Origin of the sequence: Paenibacillus sp. FSL K6-1318 (genome assembly GCF_037976905.1) — a bacterium.
In the GTDB taxonomy this organism is placed as follows: Bacteria; Bacillota; Bacilli; order Paenibacillales; family Paenibacillaceae; genus Paenibacillus; species Paenibacillus amylolyticus_A.
The window spans coordinates 1,570,865-1,597,245 of record NZ_CP150270.1 but is presented as its reverse complement, the minus strand read 5'-3'; the positions used below and the strand labels follow the sequence as shown (position 1 = coordinate 1,597,245).

29 protein-coding genes, 1 tRNA gene and 1 riboswitch are annotated in these 26,381 nt (G+C 46.9%); of the genes, 7 read left to right on the top strand and 23 right to left on the bottom strand.

Features of this window, described 5'->3' with window-relative positions; all coding sequences use genetic code 11:
- Positions 1–17 precede the first annotated feature (17 nt).
- Positions 18–1,124 carry a deoxyribonuclease IV gene (locus tag NYE45_RS06935; RefSeq protein ID WP_340016139.1) on the bottom strand — a complete coding sequence of 369 codons (1,107 nt, stop codon included), beginning with the start codon at positions 1,122–1,124 and terminating at the stop codon, positions 18–20.
- A 169-nt stretch (positions 1,125–1,293) separates the two neighbouring features.
- Between NYE45_RS06935 and NYE45_RS06930 the strand changes: the two genes are divergently transcribed.
- Positions 1,294–1,761 carry a DUF2621 domain-containing protein gene (locus tag NYE45_RS06930; protein ID WP_062833141.1) on the top strand — a complete coding sequence of 156 codons (468 nt, stop codon included), beginning with the start codon at positions 1,294–1,296 and terminating at the stop codon, positions 1,759–1,761.
- 160 nt (positions 1,762–1,921) lie between these two features.
- Positions 1,922–2,833 (top strand): TIGR01777 family oxidoreductase, encoded by a 912-nt coding sequence (locus tag NYE45_RS06925; RefSeq protein ID WP_340016138.1) that lies wholly within the window; start codon positions 1,922–1,924, stop codon positions 2,831–2,833.
- A 25-nt stretch (positions 2,834–2,858) separates the two neighbouring features.
- On the opposite strand, the gene NYE45_RS06920 is transcribed toward NYE45_RS06925, so the two are convergent.
- The 16 genes from NYE45_RS06920 to NYE45_RS06845 form a co-directional block, all read right to left on the bottom strand.
- On the bottom strand, positions 2,859–4,637 hold the full coding sequence (locus NYE45_RS06920) for a DUF6382 domain-containing protein (protein WP_340016137.1): 1,779 nt from the start codon (positions 4,635–4,637) through the stop codon (positions 2,859–2,861).
- A gap of 71 nt (positions 4,638–4,708) precedes the next feature.
- Positions 4,709–5,224 carry a prepilin peptidase gene (locus tag NYE45_RS06915; RefSeq protein ID WP_340017324.1) on the bottom strand — a complete coding sequence of 172 codons (516 nt, stop codon included), beginning with the start codon at positions 5,222–5,224 and terminating at the stop codon, positions 4,709–4,711.
- 11 nt (positions 5,225–5,235) lie between these two features.
- Entirely contained in the window at positions 5,236–6,300 is a 1,065-nt protein-coding gene (locus tag NYE45_RS06910) for a pilus assembly protein (protein ID WP_340016136.1), read from the bottom strand.
- A complete protein-coding gene (locus NYE45_RS06905; RefSeq protein ID WP_340016135.1) occupies positions 6,297–8,525 on the bottom strand; it encodes a hypothetical protein in 2,229 nt (742 codons plus the stop codon). Before NYE45_RS06905 ends, NYE45_RS06910 begins: the two co-directional genes overlap by 4 nt.
- Positions 8,506–9,183 (bottom strand): TadE/TadG family type IV pilus assembly protein, encoded by a 678-nt coding sequence (locus NYE45_RS06900; RefSeq protein WP_340016134.1) that lies wholly within the window; start codon positions 9,181–9,183, stop codon positions 8,506–8,508. The genes NYE45_RS06905 and NYE45_RS06900 overlap by 20 nt, the downstream gene beginning before the upstream one ends.
- Entirely contained in the window at positions 9,164–9,355 is a 192-nt protein-coding gene (locus NYE45_RS06895; protein WP_253431888.1) for a Flp1 family type IVb pilin, read from the bottom strand. Before NYE45_RS06895 ends, NYE45_RS06900 begins: the two co-directional genes overlap by 20 nt.
- Before the next feature lie 11 nt (positions 9,356–9,366).
- The gene (locus tag NYE45_RS06890; RefSeq protein WP_340016133.1) at positions 9,367–10,236 is read right to left on the bottom strand and encodes a type II secretion system F family protein; all 870 of its coding nucleotides are present in this window, start codon (positions 10,234–10,236) and stop codon (positions 9,367–9,369) included.
- Positions 10,237–10,248: 12 nt separating this feature from the next.
- The gene (locus tag NYE45_RS06885; protein ID WP_340016132.1) at positions 10,249–11,013 is read right to left on the bottom strand and encodes a type II secretion system F family protein; all 765 of its coding nucleotides are present in this window, start codon (positions 11,011–11,013) and stop codon (positions 10,249–10,251) included.
- 19 nt (positions 11,014–11,032) lie between these two features.
- Positions 11,033–12,337, bottom strand: coding sequence for an ATPase, T2SS/T4P/T4SS family (locus tag NYE45_RS06880; RefSeq protein WP_340017323.1), 1,305 nt, complete (start codon positions 12,335–12,337; stop codon positions 11,033–11,035).
- Positions 12,334–13,551: a ParA family protein gene (locus NYE45_RS06875; protein ID WP_340016131.1), complete on the bottom strand. Its 1,218-nt coding sequence runs from the start codon at positions 13,549–13,551 to the stop codon at positions 12,334–12,336. Before NYE45_RS06875 ends, NYE45_RS06880 begins: the two co-directional genes overlap by 4 nt.
- A 159-nt stretch (positions 13,552–13,710) precedes the next feature.
- Complete coding sequence (locus tag NYE45_RS06870; protein WP_340016130.1) at positions 13,711–14,094, bottom strand: VOC family protein; 384 nt, start codon at positions 14,092–14,094, stop codon at positions 13,711–13,713.
- Positions 14,095–14,307: 213 nt separating this feature from the next.
- A complete protein-coding gene (locus NYE45_RS06865) occupies positions 14,308–15,171 on the bottom strand; it encodes a DUF6612 family protein (protein ID WP_145146476.1) in 864 nt (287 codons plus the stop codon).
- A 61-nt stretch (positions 15,172–15,232) separates the two neighbouring features.
- A complete protein-coding gene (locus NYE45_RS06860) occupies positions 15,233–15,655 on the bottom strand; it encodes a thiol-disulfide oxidoreductase DCC family protein (RefSeq protein WP_340016129.1) in 423 nt (140 codons plus the stop codon).
- A 188-nt stretch (positions 15,656–15,843) separates the two neighbouring features.
- Entirely contained in the window at positions 15,844–16,122 is a 279-nt protein-coding gene (locus tag NYE45_RS06855; protein ID WP_036610814.1) for a hypothetical protein, read from the bottom strand.
- Positions 16,123–16,221: 99 nt separating this feature from the next.
- Positions 16,222–16,467: a zinc ribbon domain-containing protein gene (locus NYE45_RS06850; protein ID WP_340016128.1), complete on the bottom strand. Its 246-nt coding sequence runs from the start codon at positions 16,465–16,467 to the stop codon at positions 16,222–16,224.
- 211 nt (positions 16,468–16,678) lie between these two features.
- Complete coding sequence (locus NYE45_RS06845; protein WP_017690005.1) at positions 16,679–17,098, bottom strand: organic hydroperoxide resistance protein; 420 nt, start codon at positions 17,096–17,098, stop codon at positions 16,679–16,681.
- A 385-nt stretch (positions 17,099–17,483) separates the two neighbouring features.
- On the opposite strand from NYE45_RS06845, the gene NYE45_RS06840 reads away from it, so the two are divergent.
- A complete protein-coding gene (locus NYE45_RS06840; RefSeq protein WP_145149016.1) occupies positions 17,484–18,779 on the top strand; it encodes an Nramp family divalent metal transporter in 1,296 nt (431 codons plus the stop codon).
- Positions 18,780–18,915: 136 nt separating this feature from the next.
- Here NYE45_RS06840 and NYE45_RS06835 read toward each other — a convergent pair whose 3' ends face one another.
- Positions 18,916–19,599 (bottom strand): HAD family hydrolase, encoded by a 684-nt coding sequence (locus NYE45_RS06835; protein ID WP_340016127.1) that lies wholly within the window; start codon positions 19,597–19,599, stop codon positions 18,916–18,918.
- A gap of 174 nt (positions 19,600–19,773) precedes the next feature.
- Positions 19,774–20,169, bottom strand: coding sequence for a hypothetical protein (locus tag NYE45_RS06830; protein ID WP_017690008.1), 396 nt, complete (start codon positions 20,167–20,169; stop codon positions 19,774–19,776).
- A gap of 118 nt (positions 20,170–20,287) precedes the next feature.
- A riboswitch (cyclic di-AMP (ydaO/yuaA leader) is annotated at positions 20,288–20,463 on the bottom strand.
- 371 nt (positions 20,464–20,834) lie between these two features.
- Between NYE45_RS06830 and NYE45_RS06825 the strand changes: the two genes are divergently transcribed.
- Positions 20,835–21,314, top strand: a complete 480-nt coding sequence (locus tag NYE45_RS06825; protein WP_076330010.1) for a glutathione peroxidase — start codon at positions 20,835–20,837, stop codon at positions 21,312–21,314.
- Positions 21,315–21,463: 149 nt separating this feature from the next.
- Here the strand turns inward: NYE45_RS06825 and NYE45_RS06820 are convergent.
- Positions 21,464–21,546, bottom strand: a tRNA-Leu gene (locus NYE45_RS06820).
- A gap of 425 nt (positions 21,547–21,971) precedes the next feature.
- Here NYE45_RS06820 and NYE45_RS06815 point away from each other — a divergent pair.
- From NYE45_RS06815 to NYE45_RS06805, 3 genes are all read left to right on the top strand, one after another.
- On the top strand, positions 21,972–22,673 hold the full coding sequence (locus NYE45_RS06815) for an urease accessory UreF family protein (RefSeq protein ID WP_340016126.1): 702 nt from the start codon (positions 21,972–21,974) through the stop codon (positions 22,671–22,673).
- A gap of 265 nt (positions 22,674–22,938) precedes the next feature.
- Positions 22,939–23,142: an XRE family transcriptional regulator gene (locus NYE45_RS06810; RefSeq protein ID WP_169480108.1), complete on the top strand. Its 204-nt coding sequence runs from the start codon at positions 22,939–22,941 to the stop codon at positions 23,140–23,142.
- A gap of 27 nt (positions 23,143–23,169) precedes the next feature.
- Positions 23,170–23,805 (top strand): hypothetical protein, encoded by a 636-nt coding sequence (locus NYE45_RS06805; RefSeq protein ID WP_340016125.1) that lies wholly within the window; start codon positions 23,170–23,172, stop codon positions 23,803–23,805.
- A 38-nt stretch (positions 23,806–23,843) separates the two neighbouring features.
- Here NYE45_RS06805 and urtE read toward each other — a convergent pair whose 3' ends face one another.
- The 3 genes from urtE to urtC are packed head-to-tail and all read right to left on the bottom strand — an operon-like array spanning position 23,844 to position 26,380.
- Positions 23,844–24,539 (bottom strand): urea ABC transporter ATP-binding subunit UrtE, encoded by a 696-nt coding sequence (urtE, locus tag NYE45_RS06800; RefSeq protein ID WP_340016124.1) that lies wholly within the window; start codon positions 24,537–24,539, stop codon positions 23,844–23,846.
- Positions 24,517–25,326: an urea ABC transporter ATP-binding protein UrtD gene (urtD, locus tag NYE45_RS06795; RefSeq protein ID WP_340016123.1), complete on the bottom strand. Its 810-nt coding sequence runs from the start codon at positions 25,324–25,326 to the stop codon at positions 24,517–24,519. The genes urtE and urtD overlap by 23 nt, the downstream gene beginning before the upstream one ends.
- Complete coding sequence (gene urtC / locus NYE45_RS06790; protein ID WP_340016122.1) at positions 25,289–26,380, bottom strand: urea ABC transporter permease subunit UrtC; 1,092 nt, start codon at positions 26,378–26,380, stop codon at positions 25,289–25,291. Before urtC ends, urtD begins: the two co-directional genes overlap by 38 nt.
- Position 26,381 lies beyond the last annotated feature (1 nt).

The following is a 26,381-nucleotide window of genomic DNA, read 5'->3' as shown; positions in this document are numbered from 1 at the left end:
GCCATGACCTGCGGGGGTTAACCCGCAAGCCAGGCAATCAAGCGATGATTCAGTTGTTCTTCATTCAAATGCGGGAACAGTGCAGCTTCAGTCACCATGTCATAAAGGCGTTCCAGTGGCTCGCGCGGATCTGCCTTTTTGGCTTTGGCATCATTTTTGAGCAATGTCCATACATCCAGAATATACGAACGAGACTCAATCTCTTTAGCTTTGAAAAAGTGTTGCAGCTGTTCTACTTCTGTCAGGAATTCCTGGCCAAATCGACCGGCAACATCCCCACGCAGCAGCGCAATCTCCACTTCATACATTGGACGCTGTGTCTTGGCCTCTTTACCAATCCAAGGTGTCTCCAGAATAAATGGACGTCCTTGAAGCTTCTCATGGTTCACGATGCGGTTAATCGCCTCAAACCCGATCCAGCCAGAGCCAATCGGTGTATGACGGTCCTTGTGCGCACCCACAGCATTCTTACTATCATTAATATGCATTACGGCAATGCGGTCAAGTCCTACCGTGCGATCGAATTGTTCCAGTACACCGTCAAAATCATTAACGATATCATATCCGGCATCATGAATGTGACATGTATCCATACACACAGTCAGACGCTCGTTATATGTTACTTTCTCGATAATCTGGGCGATCTCTTCGAAACTGCGACCCATCTCCGTACCTTTGCCAGCCATGGTCTCCAGAGCGATGTTCACATCCGTCTCTTTCACACCCTCCAGCACTTCATTCAACCCTTCTGCGATCCGTCCGATCCCATAGTGGGCATCTTTGTCTGTAAATGCGCCGGGATGCAATACGATGTTTTTCACACCAATGGCATGTGTCCGACGAATCTCTTCCTGCAGGAAATCTACAGCCAGTCTAAACGTGTTATCTTTGTACGAGCCAAGATTAATAATGTACGGTGCATGGACAACGATATCTTCCATCCCACCCTCTTGCATGGCAACCTTGCCTTCTTCAATATACATGGACTCAATTGGCTTGCGACGTGTATTCTGTGGTGCACCCGTATATATCATAAACGAACTGGAACCGTACGAGGACGCTTCCTTCGTTGCACTCAATAATCCCTTGTCCGAAAAGGACACGTGGGAGCCGATTTTCAGCATTATTGATCCCCCTTAATCTGAATTATCCCTTATTCTAACGCGATTATCGAAATAAATCTAGAAATGCGCTATAATTCGGGATAGAGGCTATTTTTGGCAGCTAATATGTGGAACATGGTGGGCGTAATCCGTCTTTCCGTGAAAATCAATGAACCGAGGTGACTCCGCAATGATTTTCGACTCCTACGCGATGATACTGACCAGCAGTTCCCCCAGCAATTGGTTTATGAATACGATCGCATTCTGGACTTTTTTATTGCTTGGCAGCATGTGTATCGGTGGATTTTTTATGATGCGCAAGTTTTTGAAAGTGCTACCAAAAGCGGACGGAAGATCCAAACTGGATTGGCAGAATTATTGGGTTGAAGCCAGCCGTCACTTATGGACCGATGAAGCCAAAGCTTTTTTGGATCAACTTGTGGAGCCTGTGCCTGGGCCGTTTCGTGACATCGCCAAACATTCCATTGCTGCAGAGATTGGTAAAATTGCAGTTGAGGACAACGCCACGGAAGTCTCGAGAGATCATTGCATCAAAGGATACATTATTGCCACACCGAAGCGGGATAATAAGTTTTTAGTAAAATTTTTGGAGAAAAACAAAATTGATTATTCCCCTTATCAACATTTGATTAAATAAATTACAAAGATGAGTTAAGCCATATATGGATTTGGTTAATTAGATACAGATATGCTCCGTCAGGTAAGTCGTTCCCAACAGGCATTGCTTACCGTCCGGGGCTGTTTGTCGATTCGAGAGTATACGTCAGCGCAGTGAAAATACAGAGAGGATGTTCGATATGAAAATTGCCATTTGTGGAGGTACCGGGTTTGTGGGAGGAGCACTTGTGGATTACTGGCTGCAAGCCGGACACCATGTGAAAGTCATTACACGCAAACTGCCTGACTTGCATAATCCAAGTAAGAATCTTACATATATATCGTGGGAACAAGTCGAAGAACAACCTCAATTGATAGAAGGTGTGGATGCGCTAGTTAACCTTGCCGGAGAAACGTTGAACCAACGCTGGACAACCAAGGCGAAGCTGGAGATTGTTGAATCCAGAGTAACGACCGTGGCCCGGGTAGCCCGATTGGTGGAGTCACTGGAGCAAAAACCGGAAGTGGTCGTTCAAGCTTCTGCCATGGCCATCTATGGTACCTCCCCTACCGAAACCTTTGATGAGAATAGTCCGCAAAAGTCCATGAATTTCCCGTCCCGGGTCTCCGAGCAATGGGAAGTTGCTGCAGATGCGATCAAAAATGTAAGACTCGTTAAGATTCGGGTTAGCTTGGTACTCGGACATAAAAAAGGTGCATTTCCATTAATGAAACTGCCTTATATGCTGGGTGTTGGCGGTAAGATCGGTAGTGGCAAGCAGTGGACAAGCTGGATACACATTATGGATATCGTCAGACTTATTGATTTTAGCATTCAAAATAAACAAGTATCGGGTCCGGTCAATGCTTCCTCACCAAACCCTGTTACCAATGATGAATTTGGTCGCACGGTGGGTAAGGTGTATCATCGCCCTCACTGGTTCCCCGTACCCAGCTTCCTGATAAAAACCTTGGTGGGAGAACTATCCGTTGTCGTGCTTCAAGGGCAGAGAGTCATTCCGCAAAAAGCACTCGACCACGGATTCCAGTTCACCTTCCCAACATTAACCCAGGCCCTTGAAGATCTGAAGCACCGTGGCTTATCGGACTGATTGCACTACGGGAATGACCCATTGCTTACCTAACCGACCGATAGGTGTAAACAGATTCAGCCAGGGTAAATGTATCTCCATCCGCCAATGGATACTCCTTGTAAGGAGCAAGAATATTGCCTTGAAGAATGGTTCCATTGACGGAACCCAGATCCTTAATCACATAGCCCGATTTGTTCCGGCTCAATTCCACATGAGCACGGGACACACCGGTCGCTGTATCCACCCACTGAACCATGTCCACTGATCTTCCGATTACAAAAGACGCTCCCTGCACATCCATCCGTTCATGTTGGTCACCGCTTCCGGATCTTCGTTCTAGATAGAATGAAGGTACTACTGGGCCTCCCGTTATAACATTACCTCCAGCCAGATTCTGCAAGTTTACGGTTGCTTCCGCAACTGCATTATGTCGGATCGACTCCGAAGTTGAAGCTATTGTTCTATCCTGGTGCTGAACTAATAATGGTTTTGAATGTTCAGTGGTCATATGCAGATTTTGAAAACGGGAATGCGCACTACCTTCTGAAGCTGATTCCACCGCTTGGTTTACACGTTCCTCAGACCGATCAGCTGTATTCCAGCGCCAACTCTCCTGAAATAGTTCCTCTTCATCTTCCGTTTGCTTGCCTTTGTTCTTACCTAGGCTGAATGAAAACGACCGCTTAGTCTCTTTGTCAATATCAGGGTTCCTCCTGCTGTGCTTCCACGTCCATCCTGCCACACCAAGTAAACCAAGGCTTAGTACCGCCGATAGAATCATCTGCGTCTGTCCAGGTTGCTCCATGTATATGAATCTCCATACCAATGCCATAGTCACCATGCAGCCTAATATGATATACGTTACTTTGGACGATCCGGACTTTTCCTCCACTTCCATATCAACACGCTCTAGCGAATCATATGGGTTACTCAGTCCCTTATCCATAGCGTTAGAGCTCTCCAATGAAGATTGTCCAGATGAGCGTCTGCCTGGAAAGGTTCGGGATCTCTCCGGAATGTCTTCAACCTCAGAAGCACTCATTTTCTGCGGCTGACGTAAATGTAGCTGCGGCTCTACAGAATCATTTTGATCAGGAGCACTGGGTTGATATGGTCGAGAATGACCAGTAGCTCGCATGTTATCCCGCTCAGTTATGGACGAATGCGAAGCACCTCTTGCTCTTGGAGCATCGCCCATTTCCGACGTTCTGGACGAGAGGAATGCTGCGCTTCCTCCACTCTCTTGCTCATCAGCGTACAACTCCAGCAAAAGCTCTCTCAACTGTCTGATATCCCAGTGTTCATTGTCGCATAGTTGCAGAACACGTTGAATGCCTTCTCCCTGCAGTTCCTGTACATGGGCCATCAGCCTGATCACCAGTTCACGGAATTGCTGAGGCGTCGAATCGACTTCAACCGTATCCATGATCGGTACATATACCATTCCAAGTTCACCTTGTTCAAATGAACCATTGATAAACAAGTACTCCTCATGAATCCATAATTTACGAGGCTCCAGCATATATTGTCGGCATTCCGTGAAGGCATCGGCCAGTTGGAACAAAAGACCATATAGAACACGCAACTTGATTTTGCTTGACTTTAACATCTGGGATAACATCTTGTAGCCTGATATGTCATACTGCAAAGTGACATTTCGGTCTACTTCACGAACATGAACAGGAAGAAGTCGCGGAATCTGATTGGAGGACAACATCCCCATCTGTACGCGGCTCAATTCCTCCATTCGTAACCCGTCTGCTTTCTCCAAAACCATGAAAGCCCCGCCATTACGGATAAAATCTCTCGTTAGTCCATACATGCCAATCCTCTCTTTCCATTGCTATATAGGTTCAGATCGCTGTTATTCTCCAAATTTCTCGACTCCTTCACTTAAGGGAAAATTCCTGAGATAAGCACCGTGATAAATCCAGGTAACACCGCCAGCATAAACGGAAACTTCAATGTCTTCTCTTTGTTTACCAGCTTGAGAGAACCGAGCATGAAAAAGCCTGCAAGACTACCTGCCATGCCTCGAATTCGTTTGGCTGAATCTTTACGGAATAGAAGTATTACTAGACCAATTGCTCCCGCATACAAAACGGAATAAACAATGACATGCATGCCAAAAGCGAGTCCGGTCCATGCGCCAATCCCACCAAACAGTTTCACATCTCCTGCCCCCACCGCTCCAATTGCATACATCAGGAACAAGATACCAAAACCTGCTGCAAATCCGGCAGCTGAGAACAAGAATCCATCCCATCCTCCCCATATAATATGGGCCAGTATGCCAGCGGCAGTCACGGGTAAAGTCAATCGATTGGGAATTTTCATGGAACGAATATCTGTAATAAAAGCTGCAATAACGTAGATGCCACAGGCAATGTAAAACCACTCCACCTCCATCATCTCCTCACTTATTTTCTGGAGGCCACGTTAAACGTAGTCTCCGTCTTGGCACCGTCCCCTGTCTCGACAACAAAACTCCATGTTCCTTCTGTTGTCCGAGTACCAACAAACCAGTTCCATTCAATAATTCCATTCTCATCTGCGGTCGCCCAACCGATGTGCTTTGCAGAACTTTCACCTGACTTGTAAAATATCGTTAAGTTGGCTGTCGCTCCTGGTTCTACCTTCACCTTGATCGTTGCATTGTTACCTATGTAAGCCGGGTCAGGCTTCGATAATACCGTTGCTGAACCCGCAGTATCCTCGTCCCCTCCGCTACCATCTGATCCTTCTCCGGTATCTCCAATCCATACCCGTTCTGCCGCAGCAGCCTGAATCCGTAGCGGTTTACTGAGAAAGGGGACTTTTACCGGCAATTCATAACTCAGTTCAAGTCGGAAATATGGATTTGTTTTGTTTTTGAGATCAGGTATCGAAATACCATTCACATGAACACGTTCCATATTCAGCAGCGTTGGTTCGATAAATGGTTGAAGCAACGGTTTGATCGTCGGATCAAGCACCGTTTCGAAGACCGATGTCTTGATCTCCTGTAGCGGCTGTTCACCACTGGCCGCTGCTGAACGTACCCAATCACTTAATGGCTCGGGTAGAGAAGAAGCATAACCTTCTGCCCATTCCGTCAGAGATAACTCTGGTATCTTCCAACCCCCTCCAGAACCTTCTCCGCCGGCAGAATCAGAAGGTGTGAATGCCAGGGAAACGGGATATATTTTCGTTGAAAACTGCTTCACCGCTTCACCCGCCGTGCTCTGTAACGCTGTGGAGATTAGAGTCATTTGCACTATGAAGATGAGAAACATGATAAAGAATAGAAAGACAGGTAACACCAGTGAAGCTTCCAGAACCATGCTGCCTTGTTCCTTTTTCGGAGAACATATCTGCTTATTCAGAGACTTCAAACGTTGCAATCTGATTATTCGTGTTAAACGAATCTGTAATTGTGCGCATTCTTTTTCATATTGTTGCTGCTTATCCATAATCCCTCCACCGAAACGATCCCGATCATTCAATAGGAATAATCCGCCTTCCGCTCAATGAAAAATCGCCCATCTTCAACCTGATCCGCACTCCCCATAACTGCACCTATGCTTCTAACCACCCCAGGCAAAAACCACAACTTGATGCTACTGCGCATGTTACCCGAAGCATACGTCTGTTTCTCATCCGGGTTCACACCGGTATTTAATCGGATCAGAGCCAGCATTCTGGACATTTTGCGTTCATTGTTGCTATGCATCAGGAGAAACAATCGGAGATGGTCCCTGTACGTCAGTTTGACTTTGATATACTTGGACAACTCCACACTGCCCTCTTTCGCTAGTTTCACCATATCCGCAATGGCGTTTGTAATTCCGTATAAGATCGCCGCCGATAACACAAGAAGAGGATTTCCCAGCTTACTGTGCTCAATTAACCCTTCTGCCGTCCGAATAGCCAGTCGCATCCCAAAGATCTCCGCATATGCCGCAGCAATGTTGCCCGAAGGGTTATGAAACCCGTAGACGATATACTCCAGTTCCTGATTCTCCAGTTTGAAAACATCACCAGCATCTCCACCACCTTCAGTCCAGGTTAATAGCTGCCCAAAGTCCATGGAGTTGAAATAGGATAAAGCATATTCATTCTGAAATAATTCGTCACCAAGACTGTCCAGCAGACCCGACATCCCGCCAAACAAACTGTCCATTCCCTTCATGGCGTCGCCACCAGATTCATAGGGATCACCCGCAATCTCTGCCTTTTTGGCATCCTCACGACTAGCCTCGTTAAAAGCAATATTAGCGTTGTAATATTCCTCCAACTGCTTGAAAGCGTCCATGGAACCGGAACTTCCATTCTGAATCTGCGACAAGATTCGTTTGACTTCCTTCAATTTCCCTTTGGATTCTTTGTCATTCGCTTTCCGCTGGGCATCCGACCCACGACCACTCTCCAGCTGCTGCTTACTCTGTTGAATGAGGTTGGCAGGACCGTTGCGTACGTAGCTGTCCATGTATCGTTCGGTAATCTGACTTGCCTGTCTGACCGCCGGTTTAATCGGAACCCCACTCATGCCTGTGACACTACGAAGCTGTGTATTCAATTCCATATTGTCTCTTCTGACGTTGTCGAAGTCCGTATTCTGTGAAACCACTCGTGCCTTCAACTGATCAAATAGGCTATCTGCCCTCACAAGCTCTGAGGCGAGGGAGCGCGTGCTTTTGGCTTCACTGCCTGATCCAGTAGATGCAGGACTCGTTCCAGGCAGATTCGAGTTGCCCACGTTGTCATAGCTGGCATTCTGTGAACGGTTCTCCCCCTCCGCGATCACACGTTTCATTTCCTCATTAATCTTGCGCGCTTCTTCGATCTTAGAATGTGCTTGATCCAGCTTTGTTTGATGGGCCTGTAACGCCGGTTGTATGATCATACTGATGCCTGTCACCACATTACTAACACCAGTCCGATAACGAGCCAATTCCAATATGTATTGTTGCTCTCTGAACGGCAGTCCCTCATCCGCCTGTTTCTTGTTCAGATAATCTGCATAACGTGCCGCTGCCTCCGCAGCTGTCTCTGGTGTATCTTCCAGCATCTCTTCATAGATGGCCTGTGAAGGCGGGTCCATGATCAACTTCGGAAGATTCTTCAGTTTCTCTGCGGATTCCGTCTGATTGGCAATGGCTTCATCCAGTAATTCCTCACGTTTGTCATATAACTTCTGTAATTTTTTCAGCAAGTCTACCGTGTGTGCAGCTTCCTTCATCTCATCCGACATCGGTTTGAACCGATTGATCACTTCAAGGGTAAAATCAACCGGAGCCCGATATTTCATCTCCTCCTGAATCTGGCGATTAAATATATCGTATCTGCCCAGTTCACGCTCCATGCTCAGCGTAGTGGTATCCCACTGAATATCCAGAATGGGAAATCCATCTTTTACCGATGAAGGCTTCACGCTATCATTCAACACTTTAGCCATAATGGCATCCCCACTGCTATCGCCATACCCGAATAAACCATACTCCCGGAGTGATGTGTCATAGGCTGACATGACGGATCTCATCGCAGCATGTGTCATCCGTTCGGTCTGCACCTTGAATGCAGCAATCCGAGCGTAATCAATAAATATAGCTACAAACATATAGACTCCGGCTAGTATTAATATTAAAAAAAGGGTTACGGCTCCCGACTCACCGTCTTTTTTTCTAAACAGCTCCGCCCTCCTCCTTTTCTCACTTTTTGCTTTTGCCAAAATGCTGCACAACCTGCCCTGCTTCCGCAGCAGTACTCGTGGCTTCTCCGCCTTTACCTTTAAACTTGGCTGCGTAGTAACGGACCAGATCGACCGTTCGAATGAATTCAACCGGTTCAACAACGGCGGATGATCCCTGGGTCAGAACACGGTTACCTGAATCCAACAAAAAAGAAGGAAGAGGCAGAGAAATTACCTGGTCCAGCTTAGTTGTTACCTTCCGCTGAATCAGAGAATTCTGATACTCAATCGTTCCTTTCATAGCTGAAGGCATATGTTGCACCGCTTGTGCTAATTTCTGTTCCGAGAGACTACCCCCTTCACCAGCAGGTATAGAAACGCTAGCCTGATTATCCGCTCCCACCCAGCCAAACAGTGCGCCAAGCATACGATCATCCGTCAATCTCCAGTACAGATTGTCATGTTCTCCAGCGACAAATTCACCCGTCATCGCCTGCTTACGGCTGTTGTCCCAGCTATAAGCTGCACGTTCGGAAGCTGCATAGGCGTGTTGATTCAGGAATGTCTTTTGATACATGTACATGGTAAAGAAGAGCAACAACACAAGAATAAACAGCACGACAGGGAAGATCAGGGAGGCTTCAACGGTGAAGCTCCCTTCTTCCTTCTTCAGCCTCTTAACCCGGGAAAAATTCATTACTTTTTGTATCCACTTTGCTAAGAAGAGACTTGATTAGTGCCGTTATTTGGTCTTTAAAAATCAAAGCAATAATGATAATAACCCCGATAATCAGAATAAGCTCCAACGTGCCGAGCCCGTCCTCTTCTTTCCAAAATGCGCTTACCTTGTTTTTTAACACTTCCATCATCCCAATTCCTCCTACATATTCATCATCATAAAAGCAGGTGCACCGATCATGACCACAATCGTAAAAAAGATCAGTACCATCGGAAACACCAGTTTGGAAGAAGCCTGTTCTCCCTTCGCCCGACTGATAGCCTTGCGTTTCTCCCACAACACATGTGACAGATCCCGCAGCGCCAATACAAAGTCACCTCCTCCACGTCGGAAATTCAGCAGCACCGTCGTCGTGAAAATCGTCACTTCCTGCACGCCACAGCGGCGGCTGAACTGTTCAAAAGATTGTTGAAACGAATAACCGTTATTCCAATCCCCCACGGTCTTTCTGAGTTCGTTGTACAGCGGATGAGCCCGTTCTCCCTGGCTTGTCACACAGTGAACGATGGCACGCTGAACGGTCTCCCCAGCGCCCACCAGCAGAACAATTCGGTTCAACAGCTCGGGCAGCTCCATGAGGATGTCCTGATCTCTCCGCTGGACCTTCGTATGGAGGTCTTTATAGAGTGCAAAGGGTAACGCGATACCCAACGCAAGTCCACCTACCATGCCTCCAATGCCCATATCTCCAACGAGTGTTAACAGACAACCTACCAGCAACATGAGCCACGTATAGGTCAACATTTCTGCGCAATAGAGCATCGTTTTCTCTCCACTGTGCTGTATGCCATACATTTTCTGAATGGCATGTTGCATCCGAAACATGAGCACAGGCAATCTGCGTCCAATCTCGAACTTGTCCAATATAAACAGGAAAGGACCATGCAGTTTCTTCAGTCGTAATCCTTCCATATCCAGCTTGCGCAGATGCCGGTAGGTCTGTCCCCGGGTTCGATCCAGCACAAGCCATCCCGCTCCGAGCATCCCTACGACTATAACGGGAAACAGCATCGTTTCAGCTCCTTATACTTTGATATCCATAATTCGAGTAACCCACAGATAACAGTAGGCCAGTACTGCCAATGCACCACTAGAGATGAGATATCCCATCCCGCTATATAGCGGCTCCATAAAATCCTTGGCGGTCAGATTGAGAAATATCAGAAAAATAAATGGAGCGGCAAACATCACCTTCGATTCGAACTTTTTCTGCGATACCGCGACCATAATATCCTGCTGAATGTCCAGCTTCTCACCAATTACCGCAGATGTACGACGGACGACCTCAACCAGATCTCCGCCAGTTCGTTTGCACGTAATGAACACGTCTGCAAAATTCGTAATATCCTCAATCTGCGCCCGATCCGAGAAATCCTGTAGCGCCTCTTCAATCGGTTGTCCATACTCCATCCGTGTCCGCAATATCGTGAACTCACGAATCAGGTCGGTATCCACTTCCGGGTTCAACATCCGCAAATCCTCTACCGATTCCTTGAATCCATTTTCCACCGATTTACCTGCGGCCAGTGCCGAAGATAATGCATATAACGCTTGCTTAAAATGTAAACTGAGTGTCATTCTTCTTCGTTCCAGCAGTACCTTAGTCCAATGTTTTGGTACCCATATGCAGCCCGCAGCCAGAATTGCTCCAGCCAACCAGTGATGGTAGAACAGAATTCCGATTCCAAAGAACAGCAGACCACTAATCAGCATACAGACCATTCGTTGTCTCCGGGAAAGCGTATATACGGTGTAATCCGTCAACATCTGTCTGGCTTCACCCAACATTAATCACCTTCCAATAACTTCAATTCACGTTGTTATCTGATGAATTTAATTCAACACTATATTGTTCTATGTATTCATCCAGCCATTCCCCAAGCCCCGCCATCTGAATTTTATCCACCTGATTCAACTTTCCAACCTGTACTAACCCACCAATAATTTTGCCTTCACGCTCTTCTTGTTCCTGGAAACGAAACAACGGATTCAGCAGGACCTCACCGTCCTGTATGCCAATCACTTCGCTGATCTCCGTCACCCGCCGTGAGCGGTCTCGCAGCCGGGACAGATGCACGAAAATATCGATTGCCGAACTAATCTGTTGTCGTACAACCGCAATCGGAAGATCCGCACCACTCAGCACCATCGTTTCAAGTCTGCTGATCATGTCGGAGATCGTGTTTGCGTGCCCAGTTGATAACGATCCATCGTGTCCTGTGTTCATAGCCTGCAACATATCCAAAGCTTCTGCGCCCCTGACTTCTCCAATGACAATCCGGTTCGGTCGCATCCGTAAGGAGGACTTGATCAGATCTCGAATAGATATCTGCCCTTTGCCTTCGGTATTGGCATTTCGAGTTTCCAGCGATACCAGATTCGGTACCGTTACAATCTGTAACTCAGCCGAATCCTCAATCGTTATAATCCGCTCATCGGCAGGAATGAATTGAGATAAGGCGTTCAGAAAGGTCGTTTTTCCCGATCCAGTTCCACCTCCAATGAAAATGTTATATTTGCTCCGTACCAACTGTTGCAACAGTTCTGCGGCTTCTTCATGCAAGGCTCCCTTAGCAATCAGATCAGACATCTTCATCGGCTCACTCGGAAATTTACGAATCGTCATCGTAGGACCTTTCAAGGCAATGGGCGGCAACACGATATTGACCCGCGATCCATCCTTTAACCGGGCATCCACGATCGGAGAAGACTCATTCACAATCCGGTTTACCCCGGACACAATCATCTGAATAATATCCTCGAGCCGTTCCCTGGACTCAAATTCTAGAGTGATCTGGCTGACTTCACCTTCCTGCTCCACAAAAATCTCCTTGTGACTGTTGATCATAATCTCCGTAATATCAGGATGATCCACAAGCGGCTGCAAAATATCCAATCCACGAAAGGAATCAAACAATCGCTGTACCAGTGTATGACGCTCTCCGGAGGTCAAATCATCCAGCTTCGGGTCAGTGAGAACTTTGCGTTCTATCCCCTGCCACAGTTCATCATCCCCAGCGGAAGAGGTTAAATCCAGGCCTGCCCTGACCTCCCTGCGCATGATCTGAAAATGTTCTTCACGATCCAATATTCGATTGGCTGACTCCGTCATAACGCCCACCGATCCTGCTTCTGAATTCGCCCCGTCTGCTTCAATTCTTCTTCGCCATCTTGTACCAGTAGGGCACATAATCTTTTCACTTCGCGTTGGAAGATTGGAGAACTAAGCATGACCTCCTCCTGACTAAGCTGCTTCCATGAAGGAATATAGGGTAAAACTGCATCCAGATGCAGATCAGGCCGTGGAAGTGAATTGACGACATTGTCCCGATATTTGTTAACCACAAAGCGTGAACGGTCCAGCACACCTTCGTACAGATCTGGCTTCGTACGCTCAGCATGCTGTAACCATTGTCCCCATCGATGCATGGCAGCTATATCATCTTCAACCAGCCAGACGAGCGCATCTGCTGCATCCAGCACCCCTTCACTGCGCCCATCCCATCCGGAATCCCCATCCAGAATCAGCACATCATATTGTCCACATTCAATCAAATAACGTAGCAGATTCAACGTATCCTCACGAGTCATCTGCAACAGTTCTTTCCGATTCGATAATGGCCAGAATACATCGGATTTCAGCGCTTCATGCCGGATCACATATCCATCCACAGCCTTCGCTTGCACCTGTAGCTGCTTGCCAGATTCCTTTCTGCCTACCCTCAGATCGTATAGCAGACGTGACAGCCCCGTCTCCGCATCCGGGTGATGCTGCCCACTTCTGGAAAGTCCCTTCTCCAGAAACGGGAGCGTGCTATCCAGCGTCTCCAGATTTAGATAGAGAACAGCATAACCTGCGAGCCCCAACTGCTTCGCCATATGCAGGGCCACTGACGTTTTGCCACTTCCACCCGAAGCGGATACTACACCGATAGAGAGAGTCTCCTGTCCCGGGCGATGCATCTTCTTGCGGCGTGGCTGCCGACAAGCATGCATCACGGCCTCCAGCAAAGTGGGCAAAGGTTGGAATTTCATCAGCCGCTTGGCCTCATCCACCTCATCCATCCCTTCACTAAGCATCAACCAAGGTACACCCGATGCCTCTCCGCCGTTGCGTAGCCAGTTATCCAGAAATTCCGGTTCTGCAATAACCAAATCCGGCAATTCCCGACCCTCTTGCTCATTCATGTGATCCCTGAACGAATCCCATTGGGAGAACGCCGTGAAACGCACATGGTGACCAGACGAATTTCCCTGCACATAATCAAGCCAGGCACTAATGTAATCTCTGTCTTTGGATACCAGCACTGCCTTCAGTACAATCAATTTCTCCTTCCCTCCCTGTCAAAAAGCACAAAAAAGCACCGTCCAATAACCGCATAAGTATGCAGTATATGGACGGTGCTTCCGTCACGTGCTATGAATGTATGGATAATATAGCATACAATTTCTGGTGGAGCAAGGGATTTATTCTAACCCTTTCCCTTAGGATTGATAGGGTGAATCAAACTCAATAATGTTACGGTCAGGATCAAGTACAAAAATCTGTGCGAATCCAGCCACACTGTCAGGTCTCGCTTCATACTCAATCCCCTGCTGCTCCAGCCAGGCTATAGTCCCTGAATAACTGGTGACCCAGATCGCAAAGTGACCGTCTGTTGTATCAATACCAGCCTCGCGCAGCGTGTGACCCTCCGGGTGCTGAAGCAGATGAAGCTGCTGATTTCCGATAGCGTACCATGTACCCGTAGAGCGGAAGGCTGGGCGTTCAATCTCCTGCATGCCCAGTAAACCCGAATAGAACTTCTTCGCGATTTCCAGATCACGTACAGCCAGACTAACATGGTGGATGTGTGCATATTCAATCATCTTTTATATCCCCCTCTCTAATTAAATATGACTATACTATAACACCTTGAACCCTGACCATAATCTCCGTTAAAAAGAAAAACACCCCTGAATTCAATCGGGTAAACCTCTCGGCTTACACAGATCTAGTTCAGAGGTGCCCTGCAAACGGCATACAGTGATGCTCGCTTGCCACATTAAATGATCTTCAGCATATCAATGGGCATAGCCCATTTATTTAGCGCTATCCAATGCTTCTTGTGGAATCTTGATCTCTTCCACTTGATCGTGGTTAGAAAATGTACTCGTCATCTTCATGTCCATCGTCATTTTCTGTCCATTCTGTTCCATCTCCATGACCATGTTTACGTCCGTACCTGCAGGCAGGTAGGTTTCTTTGTTGATCATATATTTCATCTTCATGCTGGTGATATTCATCTGATCAAGCATGGCTTGCATCTGGGCATCCGATCCATTTTGCTCCATCACGGCTTTGGCCAGTTCCTTCACATTATCACCGGATACGTCAGCGTTAATTACATAATTGTCGCCTTCTTCGGTCACTTCAGTATCTTCTTCGATCTTTTTGAATTGCTCCAATTCACCTTCGGGATTCATGCTTGCTTTCATCTGCTCGATCAGTTCACTCGTTTGAGCTTCAGGAATTGCAACCCATTGATCCCCAACTTGGGAGTAGATTTTATCCGAAGTGATATATTGCTTCACGTTCTGTGCTTCCTGGCCGGACATTTCCATATTCATTTCTTGATAGATCATCATTGGATCTTTAATAATATCCATCTTGAGCGATGTTTTAACCTGTTGATCCTGGGACTGTTCACCAGCATCCAGTTTCAGATTCTGATCAATGTTTGCTTCGGTTGTGAAGCTCTTCATTTCTTTGGTAGCTGCATTGGTTTTGGTAATCAACTCGTCCAGGGTAGGGATCTTTGTTTCCTGCTCCGCAGGTGTATTGCCCTCGTTAGACGTTTCGTTGTTAGTCGCTGGCGGCGTTGCCGTATTATCTGTGTCGTTACCGCATGCTGCCAAGCTCACTGCTAATAATGCCCCGATAAATATTGTAGTCCACTTCTTCAAGTTGTTGTCCTCCCAAAATAGATATGATCTGTAGTGATTACCCAACAATTCCCGTTATTAATCACAAAAACCGATCTTTGATCTCCGGTGTAGGCAACATGCACGCTTCATCCTTGCCAAACCAACGATAACGGTTGCGCGCAACCCAGTTATAGACTGCATTACGAATAAATTTCGGTATGATCATGAACACATATAACAATGGATAAGGAAACTTCAGACCTTTCGCCAATCGTAGCGCAGCGGTCGAACGTGTATAGTAATTTCCATTTTCAATCAGAACAAAGGTGTCCATACTATCTGTCGACAAATTGCCTTTCTCCAGCAATTCCTTGGCTACATCGGATTGAAGAGAAGCAAAATGATATTTCCCTTCCGGGTCACGCTTAATAATCCACTTGGTTAAGCCCTGGCAGAAGTGACAGACGCCATCCACCAGTACGATGGGATGTCCCTGATGCACATCTGTTTGATTTGCTGTCATATTGGCTGCCTCCTATTGTTGCGGTTAGAGTAACTTACCCAATCTGAGTCACTTTGTTCACCAATTCTAAATTTATTTCTAGAGGTAGTTCAAAAAGACTGAACACCGCTCTTTTTGAACAAGCATTAATCGGAAATATAAAGAAAAAGAGCGCAGGCATTGTGCCCACGCTCGTATCTGTCCGACAATTACTCCGTAACTGCCTTTTCCATCCATTGGTCATCGATCATCTGTTGATGCAGGTCACTTGCCCACTGGTCCATACATTTGCAAATGAAATCTTTGCGACATACTGGACAAGGGGTTTTCTGCAGACGGCTGATATTGGTCATCTTCCATTCCGGGGAACGGGTGTAGAATACACGGCATTTTGTACCGTCTACCAAATTCATTTTGAATTCATACAATCCGTCTTCCTTGTTACCATAAGCTAATTCTAAATCTGCAATACGCGGTCTATAAGACATGGATATCACCTGTTTAATTCAAATTTGGTTCATGCAATGACACTACTCAGTACTAAGTTATATTAAAGAAAATTCAGATCAATGTCAACTCGCGCATGTCTACCCGCCAAACAGAATATCCAGAATCGTCCCGACTTGCCCCTGTTTTTTCCCTTTCAACACATCCGGATCAAAAACTTCAACATACCCGCAGGAAGCACAGCCCACAAACAGGTAGTGGTTATGCTGAATATCGAACACCTTGCTCAGACCTGCTCCTGACATGGAAACTTCCTTAATGTTACAATCCGTGCCTCTGCATTTTGTGCACACAAATCGCCGCTCGATCATCTCTTCAATACTCATCTTCGTTCCCCCTTTATGGAATGTGTAGCATGAAGTGGGAGTGCAATTATGTAAAATAGTACGCGATCTGGCATCTAATCTCCTGCATCATGTCCATATATTATAATCAACACAAAACCCTGCCGAATGCCAGCAGGGCTTTGTACTTGAACATCAGGTATCCAGGATACCCTGCTCTATATGTTCCCCGTTACTTTCCGGGAGTCAGATCTTAGACCACGTTTAACACAACATCAATGTTACCGCGTGTTGCTTTGGAATAGGGACAGAAATCATGCGCCTTGCGGGCGAGATCCTCTGCTTGACTGTGATCCACGCCAGGCATACTAACGTCCAGACGAACAGACAGCTGGAAACCGTCATCCGCAGGGTCTTTACCAATGGATACGTTACTTGTAACCACCACATTCTCCAATTTCACACCCGCTTTGCGTGCTACATTGGCAAGAGCACTTTCATAACAGGCGCCATATCCAGCCGCAAAGAGTTGCTCAGGGTTGGTACCTTCACCACCGGAACCACCAAGCTCTTTGGGCATTTTCAGATCATGCTTGAGCACACCATCCGAAGAAGTCACTGAACCTGTACGTCCACCTTTAACTGTCGCTACTGCTGTATATAAAGCTTCCATTAAGAATCTCTCCCTCATCAATATAATTTTTAACTGTCTTCCTTTCAATTTAAACTTCTGGCTCATTTTGAAACGTATTTTGGATCTTTATCAGCTTTTACATCTTTATTATTTTCATGCATTTCAACTTCATGGCTGTATTTTCTCTAAGGTTGGGTAATATACGAAGGGGCATCTTCAAGCTGCAATCGGAATTTTGTGCTGATACATAAAAGTTGCACTAGACAAAAACATTTGAAGGAGTACAATGTAACAATAAACATAAAAATTTAGATATATCATAAGCGGTTCATTCCGCATCAATATTTCAAAGTCAGGTGATTATCGTATGAGTAAAAAAAATCCATTCAACGCTCCTTCAAGAGAATCATTATCTACTGCGGGCATGGCCCCTTCCCTTGGAGAAGCACATAGTTCCATGAAAGTTCCGCAGAATGCTGCATGGTGGAAGAAATTCCTCGCCTTTGTAGGCCCCGGATACCTCGTTGCCGTAGGTTACATGGACCCCGGCAACTGGGCAACAGATATTGCAGGCGGCTCGCAGTTTGGGTATACCTTGCTATCCGTCATCCTGCTCTCAAATCTGATGGCCGTTGTACTTCAATCGCTGGCTGGCAAGCTCGGAATCGTCACTGGACGGGATCTGGCTCAAGCCTGTCGCGAACGTTTTAGCATGCCCGTCGTCATGATGTTATGGATTCTGTGTGAGCTTGCCATTGCAGCCACTGATTTGGCTGAAGTCATAGGTTCTGCCATCGCGTTGAAGTTGCTATTTAACATCCCCATGTTATACGGCGTGATCATCACCGCAGTTGATGTACTCCTGATACTCGTCCTGCAAAACAAAGGCTTCCGCGCTTTGGAGACACTCGTCATTGTGCTGATGGCAACCATTGCCCTCTGCTTCGGGATCGACCTGTTCTTGGCGAAACCCGATATGGGCGGTGTGCTCCATGGTTTTGTACCGAATGTCGAGATTCTGCAAAACCCGGCTATGCTCTATATCGCCATTGGTATTATAGGAGCGACCGTGATGCCGCATAATCTGTACCTGCATTCTTCCATTGTGCAGACCCGTCAGATCGAACAGACACCACAGGGTAAAAAAGAAGCCATTCGGTACTCGACCATGGACTCGACAATCGCACTGACACTTGCCCTGTTCATCAATGCGGCTATCCTGATTGTATCTGCCGCTGTATTTCACAGTGCTGGTATGACACAGGTTGCCGAGATCGCTGATGCCTATCATCTGCTGACCCCTCTATTGGGTACTACGGTTGCAAGTATCCTGTTCGGTGTCGCGCTGTTAGCATCAGGTCAGAACTCTACCCTTACAGGTACACTCGCTGGGCAGATTGTCATGGAAGGTTTCCTGAACATTCGTATTCCGGCTTGGCTGCGCAGATTGGTCACACGTCTGATCGCCATCATCCCGGCGGTGATTGTCACAGCCATTGCAGGAGAACACGGCACAGAAGAACTGCTGATTTTGAGCCAGGTCGTGCTTTCTCTTCAATTACCTTTTGCTGTAATTCCCCTGGTGATGTTCACGAGTGATAAAAAGAGCATGGGTGCATTCGCCAACAAATTGTGGCTAAAAATCATCTCATGGGTCATTGCCGCTGTTATTGTTGTGCTGAATGTATATCTGATCATTCAGACGATTCGGTTATTCTAATCTCGTTCTTATCGACCAAATACTAAAAAGGCTGATCAACTCCGGTATTCAATACCAAGTTGATCAGCCTTTATTGTTGCAGTACAGCAACGTGTTTCCTTTTATAGTAAAACGCTAAACTCCAATAAACAATTATCTAATCCTGATTGGGCACCAGTAACGGCAGGAGTTCATCCAATGAATCAACGGTCCAATCCGCACGTTCGTCATCCGATCGGTCTGGCTGGAATCTTCCGTAACCCTGCATAATTCGAATCGTACGCATGCCCAGCTTCCGGGCAGGTATAATGTCGTTATCGATCCGATCCCCAACCATGACGGCTTCCTCCGGTTCACAGCCTGCCTGTTTCAAGGCTACAGCGTATAACTCAGGGTCTGGCTTGGATACCCCTTCTTCAGCCGAACAGGCCAGAACGTCAACATACTTCCGTAATCCGTAACTCTCCAGTCTCTCTTCTGTTCCGGGACTCTGATTGGCAATAATGCCAATACGATAATACCGTGACAATTGCTGAAGAACGGAATCCGCTGAAGGAAAAGGACGTTCAAGATCTTTTTGAAACTTCAGCTTGTCCTGAATCTGTTTCCGGTGGCCTTCGTCTTCAATGAATGTGCGAATAGCCACTCTCATGGGCCATTGCTCATATTTCCGGTAACAGCTCGCGAACAGTTCGCGTACCGCCTCAATTTTCACTGGATACCCTAAAGCACAAGCTTCACGGACGAACTGTCCGATAATATCATCAACCGGCTCCCATTCATCCACCAGCGTATCTCCAACATCAAAAAATAACCACTTTAACCCACTCACATCCGGCACGCCAATTCCTCCTTGTAAGCATAAAAAAGAAGACTCACCATCCTGCATGAGTCTCCTCAAATTTCCGTTTATCGATGAATCAATCTCATAATACCTGGAGTGAATTCTGAAATTGATTCTAATACAGTCAATTATAACAGGCACCTTACACCTGAGCAATCACAAGCTATGGCATTAACCATTGAGGAGAAAGCCGACTTCCCCATTGAGCGAATATACAATCCGGTCTGCGCCCATCCCGCGATAGATACCCTTTGGATGACTCTGCTCCGTGATGACGCACAGGGATTTCGATGTCCATGAACGGCAGATCTGCAAATAACGACAGGTCAGATTCAGGCTGTTCTCGAAAATAAACACATTGCCTACGCTACCCTGCGGCAAAAACCATTTTTGAGCTGCAGCCGTATTCATGCGAATGACATGCTCTACCCCAATTCTGCGGAGTCTCCGCTCTTCCCCTGCACTGTTGGTTAGAACGGCAAACGGCATTTTTTTGTACATCAGCAATTTGATAAATTTACGTCCTGCTTCATTTGGAGCAGTCACTAAGATCATCTCAGTATCCATCATTCGTTCCTCCCTTGGCGTGAAAAGACAACAAAAAAGAAGCGTGGGGGACCAAGGCCTCCCGAACGCTTCTTAAATAACCCATGGCGAAAACACCATGAACCAGCGTACGGCTTGTTGCCTCTCCCTTTAACGCTTACGAGGTTAGCTGACGGATTCGGGCGCGAGAGTCGCCCTATTTCCGGCTGTCACCGGAAAATTCACCCCATGAATGCCTACTGTCCTGGACAGTGCATTCCGTTGGTTCCCCCGTTTCCCACTCATCAATGAATGGAAACTCAGCGATTAAAACATCGTTCGTATATCTTAAAGTAAGATCGAGCGATATTATCGTTTGTTTCGTTTTTCAAGTACAATTTAGTTTAAATTGAAATTACGTTATGAATCATACACCCGCGTTAAGACGGTGTAAAGTCCGCACAGATCACCGAATCGGCAGATTTCTGCCAATACTCATTCATAATAACGCTTACAACAATGTTTTACTCTATCCATCTCTCCAAGGCTATCTAATTCTCACTCTGACGAAAATCACTTCGCAATTCATTCACGTATTCTGCACAACTTGCCTGTTTTGATTCTTTTAACACCACATTAGTTTTGCATTATTTAATTGCAACCAATATAATAGAAGATATAAGAGTATACCAATGGAGGCGATTTAGATGACAGTCTACGATTACAAAGTGAATACCCTTCGCGGTCAAGAAGTTGAAATGTCCGACTACCGTGACAAAGTGCTACTGATTGTGAATACGGCAAGCTCCTGCGGACTTACCCCTCAATTCAAAGGTCTGCAAGAACTGCAAGACAAGTTTCAAGATGCTCCATTTGAAGTTCTTGGTTTTCCAAGCAACCAGTTTGCACAGGAAAAAGGTTCTTCCGACGATATTGCCGAGTTCTGTCAGATGAATTATGGCGTGAGCTTCCCCATGTTTGAGAAAATTGATGTGAACGGCTCAAGCGCTCACCCTCTCTTTCAACACCTTAGCAAAGAAGCTCCTGGCCTGCTCGGCTCCAAAGCAATCAAATGGAATTTCACCAAATTCCTCGTAGATCAGAACGGCCAGGTACTGAAACGTTATGCTCCCAAAACAACACCTGACAAGATTGAAGAAGATATCAAGAACTTACTCCAAAAATAATACACAGGCCACCCGTAGCCGGAAAGGTAGAGCTCCATTACCTCCGATAATGGATGGCCTTTTTTTCAACCCCGATGTCAGACTGTTCAAAAAAGACAAAAAAAGAAGCCTTCCAATAACGGAAAGCTTCTTCTTCATCGTTCGTATGATGCGGTCGAGAGGACTCGAACCTCCACGGGCATACGCCCACTACCCCCTCAAGATAGCGTGTCTGCCATTCCACCACGACCGCATGTCGTAAATAATTGGCAACAGAATTGATTATACCGGGTTCTGTTCTAAAAGTAAAGTGTTTTTTAATACTTCTTTTTCAACTAGGCATTTTCATCAAAAATCGCATATTCTCGTCATCTTTACCCATGAACTGCATATTATTAGATTCGATCCCCTCTTTCCTGCTAGAGCCGATCTTATTGATTCATTTATATATAGTCCTCCCTATATTTCACAAATATTTAACTTTAAATGTTATATAAAATAACACAAATATTGAATAAAAGATTTAATACATTGAATATAAATCATACTATTGACAAAAAGCGGACGTTTATGGGATGATAACTATCATATAATTCGGATTTTTAAACATAAAGCAAACAAAAAGAAATATAAATGTTACTTAAAGTGACATTTAACGAACACAGGAGGCGAATGATTGTGAACCGTGGGAATAAGCTGCTCGATTATGTCAAACTGCTTGATTCCTCTATTCAGGTTGGAGGGTTCACCCATTCCTTCGGCATGGATATCCATATCAAGGAGGGTACCATTCGTAATGCTGAAGATCTCGAATCATTCATGCGTTGTCAGTTGCATCCCAGCATCGTTCGTCTTGAAGGTATGGCCATCAAAGGCATCTATACCGCAGCAGATCAAAAGGACACTTGGCGGATAGCTCTGATCGACAAGCTCGTCCATGTTCAGCGAACTCCTGGAGATCTCAGAGAACAAGCTGCTACCATGGGTAAACGATTGATCAGACTCGCACGCGCTCTGCACCCCTGGATTGATTTCAGTCAGCTCGAACAGATCTTCGCCAAATACGATTCGGTTGGCTGCCTCTCCACTGTTCATGCCTGGATTAACCACCACCTCGATATCCCGGCCCCGGAGGCGGTTCTTGGTTATCTGCATTCAGCCATGAATGCCTGCATAACCGAAGCCTCCAAAGTCATTCCCCTGAACACCGATACCACCAAGGATCTGATGGTCCGCCTGGCCGCAGATCTGGAGAATGAATGGAATACCGTCAGCGCCTCGGCTGCGGATGGACTGGCACAGCCAACCTCGATGTCCATGAAATCGTTTTTCCCCAGTTTCCATATGCTTGGAGCTGGACTTCATGCCTACAGAGCCTAATCCTTTTCCTCCTACACCTGTCCCCTTCATTCAGACAAACAAAAAAAACACGCGGCAACCTCCTTGCCGACGTGTTTTTTGTCATTTTATTGGTTTATTTAACGTATTTACGCCATTTTACATCACAAAATACACTTTTTTCCGTCTTTTTTAATTGTTAGATGACGGATTTACGTATATAATAAAATATACAGCTCGCATTTCTATATATTCTACATGAAGAAAGGGCGACTGAATACTACATTCTAACCAGGGGTGAACCCTTTTGAACAAGAAAAAGCCAGTGACTCCGTTCGGATGGGCCATCAAACGACGGCTAACCGAACTTCAAGTGGACCAGAAGACCTTTTGTGAACAACACGACATCCCACCCTATCGCTTGTCCAATCTCATTCACGGCACACGCAAAGCAACTAGATTCAGACACCTGGTCGCTGATATTTTGGATATCCCAGATGAACTGAGATAAGATTTCTGCCAAAGGAGGACCCCATCCATGAGACATGTTACATCCGATCTGGAGAGGCTGTCGTTCCAGTCCATAACTCACCAGCTCATCATCGTTGATCACGATTGGATTATCCACAGTTGTAACCGCGCCTGGGAACAGGAACTCGGTCAACTATTACCGAACCCGGATGCGAACAGCATTCATAGACATTACCTGCATCTGTTGGAAGCCTGGGCATTACGAGGCAAGAACGCCAATATGGCACTTGTCGCACAGAATTTGAAAGAACGCGGAACACCCTTTCATCGAAATCATACATATGACCTCTGCGTGTATACGGTATACAACGAAGAGAGGTGGTTTCGTGCGGAACTCACCCCTCTAGCTCATGCTAATCCAAACCTGGATACCGATCTCGCTTTGATTGCCCACATGGATATTACCGAACAGAAAAAGACAGAACGCCAATTGAAGAAGGCTCTGTCTGACGTGCGCACCTTGCGCGGATTACTGCCTATTTGCGCTGTCTGCAAACAAATCAAGGACGAAGAGGAACATTGGAACTCCGTCGAGAGTTATCTGGAGAAGCATACCCACGCCGAATTCACCCATGACATCTGCCCGGAATGCATCCGGCGGTTATATCCGAAATACTCGAATATCCTGGACAAGCGCTCCTGAACCCTGACCTTCTCTTCCCTCCACACACTCACTTTCAGCTACACGGACAGATGATGTTCAAACTGGGACATATCCAGTTCTTGCGGTGTCCCATGCAGGGTAATGGTACCTTTGTCCAGGATATAGATATAATCTGCGGCACTGCGCACAAAATCAATACTCTGCTCTACCAGCAGAACCGAGAGGTTCCCCTTTGCCTTGAGCTGTAAAATAACCTGCCGAATGTCCTCCACGATGGAAGGCTGAATGCCTTCTGTCGGCTCATCAAGTAGCAACAACCCCGGACGCGAAGCCAACGCTCGGGCAAATGCCAACTGTTGCTGCTGTCCACCACTCAGATCCCCGCCCTGCCGCCCATACATCGTAGCAAGCACAGGGAACATCGCCAGCACATCCTCCGGGAACATTTTCACACCTGGTGCACTTGTCTCCAGACCAAGCAACAAATTCTCTTTCACCGTAAGCTGCGGGAAAATCTCCCGCCCCTGCGGTACATAACCGATCCCCGCCCTTGCACGCTTGGCTGTATCCAACGTGGATAACTCCTGATTTTGCCACTGAATATTGCCCTTGCGTGTTTTGAGAAGCCCCATCAATGTTTTCATCAACGTCGTTTTGCCTACACCGTTACGGCCCATCAAACACACCACCTGCCCAGGCTGTACGTCCAAGCTCACACCCCGAAGCACATTGCTTTCCCCGTAGCCGGATTCAATTCGTTGCAGCGACAGCATGGTCATCCCTCCTTTTGCCCAGATACACTTCTGCCACTTTCGGATCCGCCTGTACCTCCGCCATCGTACCTTCCTTCAGCAGTTTCCCTTCATGCATCACGGTCACCTTGGCTGCAAACTCTCGTACAAACTCCATATCATGCTCTACCACCACAACCGAGCGCTCACGCGCAATCTCTTGCAGAAGTCGTCCTGTCTTGTGTGTCTCTTCATCCGTCATGCCCGCCGCTGGTTCGTCCAGCAACAACACACGTGGCTCCTGCAAAAGCAACATGCCGATCTCCAGCCACTGCTTCTCCCCGTGGGATAATGCTCCTGCACGGGCGTTAATGCGGTCTTGCAGAGCAATCTGGAGGGTAACATGCTCCATGGCAGCACTCATTTTTCCATATCGACGAATACCGATGGCCTTTAGAGGAGAACGGCGAGTCTCCGCCGCCAGCGTCAGATTCTCCTGCACCGTCAGACCCGCGAAGATCGATGGCGCCTGGAATTTGCGTCCCACCCCTTTGCGAACTATCTGGTGCTCCTTCAGTCTTGTTAATTCCGTACCATCCGCCATCTTTACCGAGCCGGACATGGGTTTGGTTTTGCCGCATATCACATCCAGCATCGTCGTTTTCCCCGCACCATTCGGTCCAATCAGAAAATGCAGATCATGTTCATGCAGCTTCAGATTCATGCCTTTGACAGCAACGAACCCACCAAAGGCTACCGTAATATCCTCAGCTACCAGTACCTCTGATTCCTCAGTAGACTTTAGGTTTTTCCCGAGTGACTTGGACATGCGCACTCTCTCCTCTCCGCTTCAGCAAACGAACGATATGACGATACACACCTACAATTCCGTTTGGCATGAACAAGACTACTGTTACAAAGAGCCCACCAATAACGAACAGCCACCCTTCAGGGTAAGCCTCACTTATGCCTGTTTTGGCCGCATTCAGCACCACTGCTCCGATGACCGCTCCAATAAGCGTACCGCGGCCACCCAGCGCAACCCACAAGACCATCTCAATGGAAGGCACAATCCCCATCATCGATGGCGAGATAATACCGACCTGAAGAACAAACAACATACCCGCGATGCCTGCAAGCGCACCTGAAAAAGCAAAAGCCAGCGTTTTATATCCTGCCGGATCATATCCGAGGAACCGCACCCGATTCTCTCCATCCCGCGCAGCTTCCAGCACCTGACCGAACCGGCTGTTTACCATTCGACGACACAGGACATAGGCGATCACCAGAACAGCCAAGGTAATATAGTAAAGAGCAATCGTCGTTCCTGCCGAATGAAGTGTAAACCCAAAGATCGAATTATACCCGGTTATGCCATTCGTTCCGCCCGTCCATTCCTGTTTGCCCACAAACAATGTCACCGTAATGAGAACCAGGGCTTGCGTCAGAATGGTAAAATATACACCGGTAATCCGGTTACGGAATGTAAACCAGCCCAGAGCAAAGGCGAGCAATGCGGGGAGGGCTATCCCCAATAGCAGTGCCACCGGGAAAGAGCGAAACGGTTCCCAGAACCATGGCAGACCACTGAGACCACTCCATCCCATGAAGTCCGGAAGTGTTGCTCCGCTAGCCTGAAGCTTCAGATACATCGCCATCGCGTACCCGCCCAGACCGAAGAACACACCATGTCCAAGACTCAGCACACCCCCATAACCCCAGATCAGATCGAGACCGATGGCCAGGATCGCCAGCGCCAAAAACTTGGCTAACAGACTCAGACGAAACTCCGTGGAGATCAGTGGAGCGAGACACATCATGATCAGTACAACCGCCCAGATGATCTTCATTTTCAGACTGCCAGTCTTGAGTAATGCTGACATG